General features: G+C 69.9%; 14 protein-coding genes and 1 tRNA gene. 2 read left to right on the forward strand and 13 right to left on the reverse strand.

Going from position 1 to position 12758, the window contains the following annotated elements:
• Positions 1–9: 9 nt before the first annotated feature.
• On the reverse strand, positions 10–1113 hold the full coding sequence (locus ABD665_RS13310) for an oxidoreductase (RefSeq protein WP_204913154.1): 1104 nt from the start codon (positions 1111–1113) through the stop codon (positions 10–12).
• Between the two features lie 68 nt (positions 1114–1181).
• On the opposite strand from ABD665_RS13310, the gene ABD665_RS13315 reads away from it, so the two are divergent.
• A complete protein-coding gene (locus tag ABD665_RS13315) occupies positions 1182–1490 on the forward strand; it encodes a helix-turn-helix transcriptional regulator (RefSeq protein WP_204913155.1) in 309 nt (102 codons plus the stop codon).
• Positions 1491–1563: 73 nt separating this feature from the next.
• On the opposite strand, the gene ABD665_RS13320 is transcribed toward ABD665_RS13315, so the two are convergent.
• The 12 genes from ABD665_RS13320 to ABD665_RS13375 form a co-directional block, all read right to left on the reverse strand.
• Positions 1564–3195, reverse strand: a complete 1632-nt coding sequence (locus ABD665_RS13320) for a GMC oxidoreductase (RefSeq protein ID WP_204913156.1) — start codon at positions 3193–3195, stop codon at positions 1564–1566.
• Positions 3192–3872 (reverse strand): gluconate 2-dehydrogenase subunit 3 family protein, encoded by a 681-nt coding sequence (locus ABD665_RS13325; protein WP_204913157.1) that lies wholly within the window; start codon positions 3870–3872, stop codon positions 3192–3194. Before ABD665_RS13325 ends, ABD665_RS13320 begins: the two co-directional genes overlap by 4 nt.
• Positions 3873–3874: 2 nt before the next feature.
• Positions 3875–4855: an ABC transporter permease subunit gene (locus ABD665_RS13330; protein ID WP_204913158.1), complete on the reverse strand. Its 981-nt coding sequence runs from the start codon at positions 4853–4855 to the stop codon at positions 3875–3877.
• Positions 4852–6405, reverse strand: coding sequence for a sugar ABC transporter ATP-binding protein (locus ABD665_RS13335; RefSeq protein WP_344742439.1), 1554 nt, complete (start codon positions 6403–6405; stop codon positions 4852–4854). The genes ABD665_RS13330 and ABD665_RS13335 overlap by 4 nt, the downstream gene beginning before the upstream one ends.
• Entirely contained in the window at positions 6402–7562 is a 1161-nt protein-coding gene (locus tag ABD665_RS13340) for a substrate-binding domain-containing protein (RefSeq protein WP_204913159.1), read from the reverse strand. Before ABD665_RS13340 ends, ABD665_RS13335 begins: the two co-directional genes overlap by 4 nt.
• 108 nt (positions 7563–7670) lie before the next feature.
• Positions 7671–8492, reverse strand: coding sequence for a TIM barrel protein (locus ABD665_RS13345; protein ID WP_204913160.1), 822 nt, complete (start codon positions 8490–8492; stop codon positions 7671–7673).
• Between the two features lie 169 nt (positions 8493–8661).
• A complete protein-coding gene (locus ABD665_RS13350; RefSeq protein WP_204913161.1) occupies positions 8662–9747 on the reverse strand; it encodes a substrate-binding domain-containing protein in 1086 nt (361 codons plus the stop codon).
• A gap of 208 nt (positions 9748–9955) precedes the next feature.
• Positions 9956–10028 (reverse strand) — tRNA-Ala (locus ABD665_RS13355).
• Positions 10029–10099: 71 nt separating this feature from the next.
• Positions 10100–10729 carry a histidine phosphatase family protein gene (locus ABD665_RS13360; protein ID WP_204913162.1) on the reverse strand — a complete coding sequence of 210 codons (630 nt, stop codon included), beginning with the start codon at positions 10727–10729 and terminating at the stop codon, positions 10100–10102.
• The gene (rsfS, locus tag ABD665_RS13365; protein WP_204913163.1) at positions 10726–11094 is read right to left on the reverse strand and encodes a ribosome silencing factor; all 369 of its coding nucleotides are present in this window, start codon (positions 11092–11094) and stop codon (positions 10726–10728) included. Before rsfS ends, ABD665_RS13360 begins: the two co-directional genes overlap by 4 nt.
• A gap of 88 nt (positions 11095–11182) precedes the next feature.
• On the reverse strand, positions 11183–11842 hold the full coding sequence (gene nadD, locus ABD665_RS13370) for a nicotinate-nucleotide adenylyltransferase (RefSeq protein ID WP_344742577.1): 660 nt from the start codon (positions 11840–11842) through the stop codon (positions 11183–11185).
• A gap of 64 nt (positions 11843–11906) precedes the next feature.
• Positions 11907–12047 carry a hypothetical protein gene (locus tag ABD665_RS13375; RefSeq protein WP_183337029.1) on the reverse strand — a complete coding sequence of 47 codons (141 nt, stop codon included), beginning with the start codon at positions 12045–12047 and terminating at the stop codon, positions 11907–11909.
• Positions 12048–12158: 111 nt separating this feature from the next.
• Between ABD665_RS13375 and ABD665_RS13380 the strand changes: the two genes are divergently transcribed.
• On the forward strand, positions 12159–12698 hold the full coding sequence (locus ABD665_RS13380; RefSeq protein WP_204913164.1) for a hypothetical protein: 540 nt from the start codon (positions 12159–12161) through the stop codon (positions 12696–12698).
• Positions 12699–12758: the final 60 nt, after the last annotated feature.

The raw sequence follows: 12758 nt of genomic DNA on the forward strand, positions 1-12758 counted from the left end.
CGGCCCCGGTCAGGCGAGCTTCTGACGATCAGCGGCGTCGAAGGACCGCAGCTCGTCGAACCGGCCCTGCTGGACCTTGAGGACCCACTCGGGATCGCTGAGCAGCGCTCGCCCGACGGCGACGAGATCGAACTGCCCCTCCTCGAACTGATCCAGCAGCTGGTCCAGCGGCACCGTACGGGCGCGGCCTCCGGCGGTATAGGCCGTCATCAGGTCGCCGTCGAGCCCGACCCCGCCCACGGTGATCGTGGGTCTGGCGGTGATCTTCTTGACCCAGCCGGCCAAGCCCAGGGGTGAGCCCGGGAAGGCCGGCTCGAAGTGCCGCCGGGTGGAGACGTGGAAGACGTCCACCCCGGCGTCGAGCAGAGGCGTCAGCAGCCTCTCCAGCTCGTGCGGCGTCTGGGCCAGACGGGCCTGGTAGTCCCCGGCCTTCCAGTTCGAAAGGCGGAAGACGAGGGGGAACGTGGGGCTCGTCGCGGCTCGGCAGGCGGCGACCACCTCGGCGGCGAAGCGCGCCCGGGCAGCGGGTCCCCCGCCGTAGACGTCGGTGCGGAGGTTGGTGCCCGACCAGAGGAACTGGTCGAGGAGGTAGCCGTGCGCTCCGTGCAGCTCGATGCCGTCGAAACCCAGGCGCTGCGCATCGGCGGCGGATCGGGCGTAGGAGGCGACGACCTCGTCGATGTCCGCGAGCGACATGGCCCGGGACCCGGGCAGGCCCGGGTAGCTGCCCGAGGGGCTGACGGAGCCCGTCTCCGGGTGGGGGCCGCTGCCGGCGGGGCGCTGGGCGCCGCGGTGCCACAGCTGCGGCACGATCCGGCCGCCGACGTCATGCACCGCCTGCGCCACCTCCTGCCAGGCCCGCAGGGCCTGCTCGCCGTAGAACTGCGGCACGTCGGTCCTGTCGCCGGCCGCGGCGTGGTCGATGAAGGTCCCCTCGGTGACGATGAGCCCGACGTTTCCGGCGGCGCGACGGGCGTAGTAGGCGGCGACGTCCGCACCCGGGATGCCCCCCGGGGAGAACTCGCGCGTCATCGGAGCCATCACGAAGCGGTTCGGGAGCTGGAGGCTGCCCAGCTCGAAGGGGGTGAACAGCGGCGAGACGTCGACGACCACAGCGGCACTCCTTGAATCAGTAGATCACGATAATCTAATGTATCAGGAAATCGCGTTATACTCTGGCCATGGCCGATCTCGACACGTCGCTGATCTTCAAGGCGCTGGCCCACCCCGTGCGCCGACAGATCCTCACCTGGCTGCGCAGCCCGGACGGGTTCGAGCCCCAGGAACACCCCGACTCGCCGGTGTACGGGATCTGCCTCAGCAGCATCCAGCACCGTGCCGGCACGTCCCAGTCGATGACCTCGCAGCACATGGCCGCCCTCGAACGCGCCGACCTGGTCCGGAGCCACCGCCTGGGACAGTGGACGCACTACCGCCGCAACGAGGACGTGCTGGAACGCTTCGCCGCCCACGTCGCCGACGACCTGTAGAGGCACTGCCCCTCGTCGCGGGCTGCAGCGCATCAACCCAGCGCGAACCCCTGACCTCTTCCATGCGCTGGCATCAGTCTCCGGCGACGATCCGATCAGCCACCCGCCATGCGTTGGCCATCAACGTCAGGGTCGGGTTGGCCCCGGTGGCGGTCGGCAACGGCCCACCGTCGACCACGAACAGGTTGTCGACCTCGTGCGCCCGGCAGTTCGGGGTCAGGACCGAAGCATCCGGGTCCGTGCCCATGCGGGTGGTGCCGTGCTGGTGGGAGCAGTTGCCGGTGACCCGGGTCGGATAGACCTTGTCCACCGTTGCCGCGCCCGCCGCCTCGAGGATCTCGCCGCAGCGGTCGACCAGGAACCGCCCCTGGGTCAGGTCGTTCTCGTGCGTCTTCAGCGTGACCCGAGCCACCGGGAACCCCCAGGCGTCCGTGACGTCGGGATCGAGGTCGACCCGGTTGTCGTGCTGCGGCATGTCGTGGAGCACCATCGCCACCGCCATGCTGTGGTTGAACAGCTCGCGGTCGACCTTCTTCGCCTCTGCTCCCCAGGTCGGCCGTCCGGGCAGGTGCCAGTTGATCGGCAGCGGGATCCCGACGCCGGCGGCCGCGATGTGACCACCGCTGACGAAGTCCCTCGACGCGTCGTGGTTGTAGAACTGGAACGAGCTCGCACTGACGTAGCCGCCGCCGGCCCAGGCGTTGATCGGGTCCGCGAAGGTGCCGACCGAGGCCGAGTACTCGTGGAACGTGACGTTGCGGCCCACCAGGTCGCTGCCGTTGGCGAGACCGTCAGGGAAACGTCTGGACTGCGACATGAGCAGGAGCCGGGCCGACTCGATCGCTCCTCCCGCCAGGACGAACACGTCAGCCTCCTGCTCGACGGTGTTGCCGTGGGCGTCGACGTAGATCGCGGCGCGGACCCGGCCTCGGCTGTCGAGCGCCAGCTCGCGGACGTACGACTCCGGCCGCAGGTCGTACCGGCCGGTGGCGACGGCATCGGGGATGAAGACGTTGAGCGCGCTGGAACGGGTGCCGCTCGGGTCGCCGTGCTGCTGGGCGAAGGCGCTCAGCACCGTGGCCGGGCGGCCGTTGAAGGGCCGGGACAGCGCGGCCTGAGGGGTCGGGAACGAGTTCCAGCCGAGGTTCGCGCAGCCCTTGTGGAACTTCTCGGCGTAACGAGACTGCGGCATCGGCGGGCACGGGTAACCCTGGCTCCGCCAGCCCTCGTACGCGTTCGCCCCTGCCTCGCCGGAGACCCCGAAGGCCCACTCCACCTTCGAGTAGTAGGGCTCGAGGTCGTCGTAGCTGATCGGCCAGTCCACCAGGGAGGTGCCGGGCACCTCACCGGCGATGCTCCGCAGGCGGAAGTCCTCCGGGGTGAAGCGGGGCAACCATCCCTGCCAGTGCACGGTTCCGCCGCCGACCATCTGCGGCACGGGGCAGAACAGCTCCTCGTGCGCCTGCTCGTCGGCCGTGGTCCTGACCGTGCGCGGATCCTGCGCCGGGTCGGGCCACAGGTTGTAGCGGTTGACGTTGGCCAGCTCGTCGCCGCCGAACGTCTCCTTGGTCCGCCACGGTCCCTTCTCCAGGGCGACCACCGTGCGGCCGGCCTCGGTCAGCACCTTGGCGGCCGTGGCGCCGGTGGCACCGGCGCCCACGATGCAGACGTCGACCCTCTCGGGCTTGCGCACGGGCGTGCTCATGACGCGTCCTCCTGGCCGTTCAGGCCCTGTTGCTGTCGGTGGGGCGTGGGATGGCGACGGTCGTCGGCGAAGTACTCCGACGTGCTGTAGCGACCGGAATGAACCTCGGCGAGCGAGGCCGGCCCGGGGAACCCGATGACCTGCCAGCCGATGTGGTCCCGGTTGCCGCCGTAGATCGGGTCGGACAGGAAGCCCTGTCGCGTGTGGGTGACCAGCAGCGAGAAGAAGTCCAGCTCGGACTCCGCGTTGGTCTGCTGCAGGGCGGGTTCGATGCCGTACGGCACCTCGGGCTTGGCCAGCTCCGGCCCGGCGTCGACACCGCGCTCGAGCGCGGCCAGGACGCGGTCCTGCTGCGCGTCCGTCAGCCCGACGAAGTCGACGCCGGCCAGCGCCTGGGCCTGCCGGTCCAGCTCGCGTACACCGTCGTCGTACTTCTGCCGGGCCAGCTCGACGCGTCGCGTCCACGCCACCGCGCTGCGACCGGACAGCGTCTCGAACCCGCTGCCGTCCGGCTTGGCGTAGATGAAGTCGATCCCGGAGAGGTAGCGGTCCAGGAAGTCGACCGTGCCCGCCTCCCGGGCCCCCGGGAGGTCGTCGGTGGGGATGATGCGGGCCATCGCCGCCTCGACGGTGGCCCGCTGGTGGTGGTCGAACCAGGTGTCGGTCTCGGTCGTCATGATCACTTCTTCCGAGCCAGCGCGACGGCCAGGATGATGATCGCTCCCCGCACCACCTGCTGCTGGCTGGAGTCCAGTCCGGCCAGGATCAGGCCGTTGTTGATCAAGCCGATCAGCAGCGCGCCCATGAGGGTGCCGACCACGGAGCCGGCGCCGCCGAACAGGCTCGTGCCGCCCAGGATCACCGCCGCGATGGCGGACAGCTCGTCCCCGGCGCCCCACTGGAACCGTCCCGACTCGAGCCGCCCCGCGTAGAGCATGCCGGCCACCGAGGCCACGACGCCGGAGAGGAGCATCACCTGGAACTTGATCCGCTTGGTGTTCACCCCGGTGAACTGAGCTGCCGTCCGGTTGCCACCGGTGGCCAGCACCTGACGACCGAAGCGGGTCTTGTTCATGGCCACGGCGCCCAGCGCCACGAAGATCGCGCTCCACACCAGCAGACCGGGGATGGGACCGACGTTGCCGCCTCCGAAGATCACGATGAAGGCATCGTTCAGGATCGGCTGCGGGGCGGACTGCGTGATCCACTGCGCCAGACCGGCGGCCACGCCCAGCATGCCGAGGGTGACCAGGAAGGACGGGATGCCCAGCAGGCTGACCAGCGCACCGTTGACCGCGCCGATGATCACCCCGACGAGCAGGCCGGCGATGATGCCCGGGACCAGTCCGAACGCGGCGATCCCCATGGCGGCGCAGACCGACGAGAGTCCGGCCACCGACCCGACACTGAGGTCGATCTCCGCACAGGCGATGACGTAGGTCATGCCCACCGCGATCACGGTGATCGTCGCGGTCTGGCGGAAGATGTTGAGCAGGTTGTTCGCCGACAGGAACCCCTCGTCACCGAGCAGCACGGCGAACACGAGGAAGATCACGACGAACCCGATATAGATCACGTAGCGGCGCCAGTCGACCGTCCTGAGCCGTGCGCTCAGGCTGTCGTCCCGGGCCGCGCTCGGGGTGGTGACGGTGGTGGTCATGCGGGGACTCCTTGTACGGCTAGCTGGAGGGCTTCCTCGTCGGCGACCTCGCTACGGGGCATCTCCGCGGCGATGGTCCCGTCGCGCACGATCAAGATGCGGTCGCTGACGGCGAGCAGCTCGGGATATTCGGAGGAGATGACGATGACTCCCTTGCCGGCGTCGGCCAGCTGGCGGATCATCTCGAGGATCTCGCTCTTGGTGCCGATGTCGACACCGGCGGTGGGCTCGTCCAGGATCAGCACGTCCGGGTCGGTGCCCAGCCACTTGGCCAGCACCACCTTCTGCTGGTTGCCACCCGAGAGCAGCCGGACCGCCCGGTGGGGATGGGCCACCTTGACCGTGAACCGCTTGATCAGGTCGTCGGACAACGTCCGGCCCTTGGCCTTGCTCAGCAGCACCCCGTTCTGCACCCGGTCGAGCAGCGGCAGCAGCAGGTTCTCCCGCACCGAGTGGTCCAGCACGAGCCCCTGCTCACGCCGGTCCTCCGGGATCAGAGCGAGACCGGAGGAGATGGCGCGTTGCGGTGAGGACAGGTCCACCCGGCGACCCCGCACGGTGATCTCACCGGAGCGGAGTGCGTCGATCCCGAACAGCACGCGGGCCAGCTCGGTCCTTCCGCTGCCCATCAGCCCGGCGAGACCGATGATCTCGCCGGCGCGCAGGGTGAAGGAGACGTCGTTCACGCGAGGTGGGGCCTGGAGGTTCTTGGCTTCCAGCAGCACCTCGCCGAGCTCGGGGTGGCCGCGGTCCCGGTACGCCATCTCGGCACCCATCTCCTTGCCGACGATCCCCTCGACGATCTGAGCCGGGGTGATGTCGGCGAGCGGTCGGGTGAGCAGCCGGCTGCCGTCTCGCAGGATCGTGATCCGGTCCGCGATCCGGTACACCTCGTCCATCCGGTGCGAGATGTAGACGATGGCGATGCCCCGCGCCTTCAGCCGGTCGATGAGCTCGAACAGCGCCTCGGTCTCGTGCCGGGCGAGGCTGGCCGTGGGCTCGTCCATGATCAGCACCTGGGCGTCCTGGGCCAGGGCCTTCGCGATCTCGGTGAGCTGCCAGTACGCGGTGCTCAGCTCGCTGACGCGGGCGCGCGGATCGACGTCGACGCCCATGTCGACGAACACCCGTCGCGCCCGGCGAACCGCCTCCCGGTCGTCGATCAGGCCCCCGGACATGGGTTCCACGCCGAGGTAGATGTTCTGCGCGACCGTCAGGCTCGGCACCAGGCTGAACTCCTGGAAGACCATCCCGATGCCGGCCGCCTTCGCCGCCTGGATCGAGGTCAGCTCGACCGGGTGGCCGTTGATCACGATCTGGCCGGAGTCTTTGCTGTAGACGCCCTGGAGGATCTTCATCAGCGTCGACTTGCCCGCTCCGTTGCCACCCGCGAGGGCGTGGATCTCTCCGCGGGCCACCTCGAGGTCCACGCCCTTCAGCACCACGACGCCGTCGAAGCTCTTCTCGATGCCGATCATCGCGATCGCCGGCTCGGGCGATGCCTGGTCCGTCATCTCGGCCCCCGGCTCGTGGGTCGCCGGCTCGGTCACGGCTTGAACGACGACTGCAGGTCGGCCGGGGCGTCCTCGTGGTAGACCTTCTTCCAGGCGTCGAGGACGTTGTCGTGGGTGACCGGGAGGGCGCTCAGCGCCACGTACGGGGCGGCCTTCTTGCCGATCTCGGCACCGGCGGCCAGGTTTGCCTCGGTGACTCCCTGGTCGAAGGGAACCTGAGCTCCAAGTCCGACGACGAGCTCGTTCTTGGCCATCGCGATCGCGACGTTCTTGCCCAGGTCCTCGGTGGCGATCTTCAGGTCACCGCGACCCGTGGCCCGGGCCGCGGCCAGCACGCCCTCGGCCGGGACGTCCCAGACGGCCCAGATGCCGGTCAGGTTCGGGTGCTTGGCGAGCATCGCGTTCGCTGCGCCCTGGGCATCGCCGGCGAAGTCCGGCCCGGCGATGCCCTTCTCCTCCACGATCTTGAGGTCCGGGTAGTCGGCGGTGATCGTGTCCTTGAAGCCCTGGTAGCGCTGCTTGGTGACGAAGAAGTCGGCCTCGTGGTAGATCACGCCGATCTCGCCCTTGCCCCCGGTGGCCTTCGCGAGCAGGTGCGCCGAGACCACGCCGTTGCCCAGGTTGTCGGCGGAGACCACGGAGACGTAGTCCTTGCCGGCCGTCATCCCCTGAGGGACGTTGTCCATGAAGACGAGCTTCACGCCCGCCGCAGCGACCTTCTTGTACGCCGAGGCCGTGGCCACCGGGTCGGTGGGGATGGACACGATGATGTCCGGCTTCTTGCTCATCACCGTCTCCAGGTCGGACACCTGCTTGTCCGGCTTGAAGTTGGCGTCGGTCGTCGCGACCACCTCGATGTTGAGCTTGGCGAACTGGTCCTTCAGCCCGGCGATCTGGGCGTTGGCCCAGTCGTTGCCGCCGTAGTGCATGACGATCGCCGCCTTCAGGTTCTTGGCCCTGATCTGCTCGATCTCGTCCGGGGACAGGTCGGCGGTCGAGGCCGGGGCGGGGTCCTCACCGTTCGGGCCCTTCGAGAGCACCTTGCCCGTGACCTCCTGGAGCGCCCGGTCGGCCTGCTCCGAGACGCCCGGGTCGGACGCCGTGGTGGTCGTGGTCGCCTTCGTGCAGCCGCTGAAGGCGATCAGCGTCGAGGCGGCCAGGGCGGCCACCGCGGTGAGCTTGGTCTTGTTCATGATCTTCTCCGTCCGTAGATCAACATGGATGCGTCAGCGCGCACGAGTGCGCGAGCAGAGCGGGGTGCGACGTGGTGCTCGAGCCGGGTCTGGCCGAGCGGGAGCGGCTCAGGAAGCGAGCAGCTGCTCGAGGTAGGCCTTGCTGATCTGCGCCGCGACGGCGGGATCGCCGTCGTAGGAGTCGAGCTCGACGATCAGCCAGCCGTCGTAGCCGATCTCGGCGAGCGCCGCCCGGACGTCGGTGAAGTCGATCGAACCCTCGCCCAGCGGCAGGAAGGCGAAGGGTTCGATCCGCACGTCCTTGAGGTGGACGTGCCGGACACGGTCGGGATAGCGACGGATGAGCGCTGCGGGGTCGCCCCCTCCGGCGGCGAGGTGGGCGGTGTCGGGGCAGAAGCCGATCCGGGTCTGCGGCATCAGCCGGTCCAGCTCGTCCGGGCTCTCGACGATCGTGCTCAGGTGCGGGTGGTAGCAGGCGGTGAGCCCGCGCTCCTCGGCGATGTCGGTGATCCGGTCAAGGGCGGCCGCGAGCGCGGTGTAGTCCGCGTCCGTCGTGCCGGCGGCGCGCCGGGCCCCTCCGCCGACCACGAGGTTGGCGGCACCGAACCGCTGCGCCAGGTCCGCGGCCCGTGTGACCCGGTGCAGCTCGTCGTCGAGCAGGTCGGCGTAGACGAAGTTGCCGCCGGTGTAGACCGAGACCAGCTCGAGGCCGGCGTCGGCCAGGAGCCCCTCCAGCTCAGCGGGCCGGTCGGCGTAGTCGGCGACGTTCCCGTCGAACATCTCGATCCCGGCGTAGCCCGCGGCCGCGATGTCGGAGATGGCCGTCCGCATCGATCCAGGCGTGCGGTAGAAGAGGTCTTTCACGCTGGTGACTCCGGTCGCGTCGCCGACGACCCCACCCCAGCAGATGGTGTGGTACCCGAGCTGCATGCCTTCTCCTTCGACAACTCTGTCGTGGTGTGAACGTTCACAGCGGAACGAACTGGTAGGAGTGTGAACGTTCGTAGAGAGCCGTGTCAAGAGCGGTCGCCCCACGGTTCTCGTGATCGCGCCTGCGCCGACCCTCCTCGAGCGCTTGGACGAGGAGGGGGCTCAGCAGCTAGCTGCGGCGGTGTCTGGTGGTGCTGCTGCGGACCACGAGGGTCGGCGGGATCGGCGTCCGGTCCACCTCGACACCCTCGATCGACCCGAGCAGCACCGCGATGCTGGCCTGCCCCAGCGCCGGGAAGTCCTGGCGCACCGTGGTGAGCGGAGGCAGGAAGACGTCACAGCCCTCGATGTCGTCGAAGCCGACGACGCTCACGTCCTCCGGCACCCGGATCCCGTTCTCGACGAACGCCCGGATCAACCCGAGCGCGGTGTGGTCGCTGGCCGCGAAGATCGCCTCCGGTACGCCCTCTCGCACCAGGCGCAGACCGAGGTGGTACGCCCACAGCGGGCTCCAGTCCCCCTCCGCGTAGAACCCCTGCGGCAGGCCCGCCTCCCGCAGCGCCGACTCCCACCCCTGCTTGCGCACCCGACCGTCGAACCAGGCCATCGACCCGCCGACATGGGCGATGTCGCGGTGGCCCAGGTCGATCAGGTGCTGCGTCGCCATCCGGGCCCCGAGCTCCTGGTTCTCGGAGAAGGTGAAGAGCTGCTCGTGCGCCGACGAGGACACCCCCGCCGCGATCATCTCGACCGGGACGTCCGTGTGCACCTGGCGCACCGCGGCGGCCATGGTCCGCAGCGGGGCGATCACGATGATGCCGTCCACCCCGGCGTCGCCCAGCGATCCCATCGCCTCGGGCACGCTCTGGTCGTACGGCTCCTTGACCCCGACGACCGCCGAGCCGTACCCGGCCGCGCGCGCAGCGCTCTCCACCGCGAGCAACGTCGCCACCGGACCGTAGCGGGGCGAGTCGTCGGTCACGATCCCGATCGTGGTCGAACGGTTCGTCACCAGCGCCGTCGCCGCCTTGTTGCGGCGGTAGCCGACCTCCGCGATCACCTCGAGCACCCGGGCCCGCGTCGTCGCACTCACCAACGGCGAACCCGTGATGACGCGGGACACCGTCTGGTACGAGACACCGGCGCCGCGGGCGACGTCGTTGATGCTCGGCTTCCGGCGTACGGCGGGTGTTCGCGTGGACTGGTCACCACTGACGGGTTCGCTCCCGGCACCCTCTGCCGCTGCCTTCGCCACCCGTTTCGACCCTCGATCCGCTGCCTGAGAACACTGCTCCGCCCCGAGTATGCCCGCGCCTCGCCCGTCCGCGACAAGCGGCGCTCAGCCACCAAAGGGCAGCGAAGCTCGGTTCGGTCGGCTGTCAGTCAGGCTGCCGGGGCCACTGGATCGACGTGATCAACAGCGGCGTTCGATTCCGAACACCCTCTGACTGGGCTTTCTACTGTGGAGCTTAGGGGATTCGAACCCCTGACCTCTTCCATGCCATGGAAGCGCGCTACCAACTGCGCCAAAGCCCCTTGCGGGTGTCCGGCCTCGGGATCAAGCCCCGCCGCACGAACTCGAGAAGACTACCAAGCGCCCCGCGGGGTCACGAAATCGTCTCCCGGACGGAGACGTCGTACGCGGCCACGCGCCAGTAGCCGCCGCCGTGGTGACGCTGCAGGACCGCCCACGCGCAGTTGTCGAGGCTGCCGAACGCTCGCCAGTGCGCGAACGGGAGCTCCAGCAGCCGGCATAGGCCGGCACGGCCGGCGAGCCCGTGGGTCGTGACGACGACGGTCGCCTCGTCGTCGGCCGCCTCCGCGATCTCGGTCAGGGCCTGCGCGACGCGCTCCCCCACCTCCGACACCGTCTCGCCCGTCGCCGAACGACGGACGTCCTCACCGCGGCGCAGCGCCGCGTACGCCTCGGGGTCCGCCGCGCCGACCTCCGCGCCGCGCAGCCCCTGCCACGACCCGACGTCGATCTCCCGGAGCCGGTGGTCCAGCCGGACCTCCAGCCCGGTCTCCGCCGCGAGGGCCGCCGCCGTCCGCTGCGTCCGGTCGAGGTCGCTCGACCACAGCGCGGACGGCGCGAGCGCGGCCAGCACCGGGGCCGCCGCGTACGCCTGGGCCACGCCCGTCTCGTTCAGGGGGATGTCGGCCTGGCCCTGGAACCGCGAGGTGACGTTCCAGTCGGTCTGACCGTGCCGCCACAGGACGAGGCGGTCGGCGGTCACCGCCGGATGTCCAGCTCGAGCCTGATCGGGGGCGTGTCCTGCCAGAGGCGCTCGAGCGCGTAGAACCGGCGCTCGTCGGCGTGCTGCACGTGCACGACGAGGTCGAGGTAGTCGAGCAGCACCCAGCGCTGCTCGCGGTCGCCCTCGCGGCGTACGGGCTTGGCGCCGTGCTCGCGCAGGGCCTCCTCGACGCCGTCGACGACGGAGCCGACCTGGCGCTCGTTCGTGGCCGTGATGACCAGGAAGACGTCGGTGATGGCGAGCTGCTCGGACACGTCGAAGGCGACGATGTCGGTGCCGAGCTTGTCGGCGGCGGCCTGTGCGGCGGCCTGCGTCAGCTCGAGCGCGTGCTCGGTGGCGGTCATGGTGTTCCTATCGTCCAGGGCTTGCTACGCCCGGGGCGCGGGCTCAACCTGTCAAGAGTGCCAGGTCGGGCCAACCCGCCCACGGGTGTCACGGCAGGTAGAGCCCGCGCTTGGCGATGTACTGGACCACGCCGTCGGGCACGAGGTACCAGACGGGCTCGGCCCCGGCCACCCGGATCCGGCAGGCCGTCGACGAGATCGACAGCGCGGGGATCTCGAGCAGGGTCATGCGCTCCTTGGGCAGGGAGGCGATGTTCGGGGTGTCGATCTCGACCCCCGGCCGGGTGCAGCCGACGAAGTGCGCGAGGTCGAAGAGCTTGTCCGAGTGGCGCCACGTGAGTATCTGGTCGAGGGCGTCCGCACCGGTGATGAAGAACAGGTCCGTGTCGTCGCCGCGCTCCTCGCGGATGTCCACGAGCGTGTCGTACGTGTAGGTCGGGCCGGGACGGTCGATGTCGACGCGGCTGACGCTGAAGCGTGGGTTGGACGCGGTGGCGATGACGGTCATGAGGTAGCGGTCCTCGGCGGCCGAGACCTCGCGGTCGGCCTTCTGCCATGGCTCTCCGGTGGGGACGAAGACGACCTCGTCCAGCGCGAACCGGGTGGCCACCTCGCTGGCGGCGACGAGGTGCCCGTGGTGGATCGGGTCGAACGTCCCGCCCATCACACCGAGACGGTGACGCTCGCCGTTCGTGCGCGGCTGGCGCGCGAGACCCGTCGAGGCGACGTGGTCGGGAGCATGCCGGATCGTCACCGCGGCACGGCGTGGACGGGTGCCGGCGTCGTGGGCGGCAGGAGGAGGGCGGGCACGCTCAGCTGTGCGGGCGGCCCTTGCCGATGGAGATCGTGATGGCCAGCATCAGGTGCAGGATGATGAAGGCGATCAGACCGAACCCCCACGCCGGGATCGGCAGCTCACGCTCGGTCTCCAGGAGCGCCAGTCCGAAGTTCATGGTGGCACTGTAGCGGTTGTGCCCAGCCCGCTGCGTCGTCGTCCTCGCGGACCGGGCGGCGGGGACGCGCGGGCGGGGGTTCCGAGGGCGGCGGACGAGGCGCGTCTTCGGGTGAGGCGCCGGCGGATCACCCTGATCGTCGTCGCCCTCGTGGTGCTCCTCGCGATGGGCCTGGCGGTCGCCGTCTGCGCCCCCGTTGAGCTCCTGGAGCCGTCGAGCGCCAGCGCCGCCAGGGAAGCCGTGGGGTTGGTGCTCGTGATAGCGGGTCTCGTGACCGTGGTCGTCACGGGCGTCCGCGCCCGTCGGGCCGGTGCGCTGCGACTGGTCTGGAACTCCCCCACCGCCACCATCCCGCGGGAGCGACGGCGTCGCCTGCTCGCCCGGGTCCGGCGAGATCTGCCCGTGGTTGCCGAGGAGCAGGAAGACGCGGGCGCCCTCGCCGACTCGCTCGTGCGGCAGGTCGCGATGGTTCCCGTGTACGGCGGGTTCGTCGTGTACGTCCTGGGGCAGTCGCTTGTCGCGTCCTCGGTCTTCAGCCGCTGGAGCGCCCTGCTCGCCGCGGTCGTCATCACCGCGGCGCTCCCGCTCGTCGTGCGGGACGCACGGCGTGCCCGTCGGTGGCTCGCGCGCCACCTCCTCACGGAGAACTGACCGGTCCACAGAGTTGTCCACAGATGTGAACAAGCGTTCGAATAGTGTCGGTGGTGCGCC

Origin of the sequence: Microlunatus spumicola (assembly GCF_039536445.1) — a bacterium.
GTDB lineage: Bacteria > Actinomycetota > Actinomycetes > Propionibacteriales > Propionibacteriaceae > Microlunatus > Microlunatus spumicola.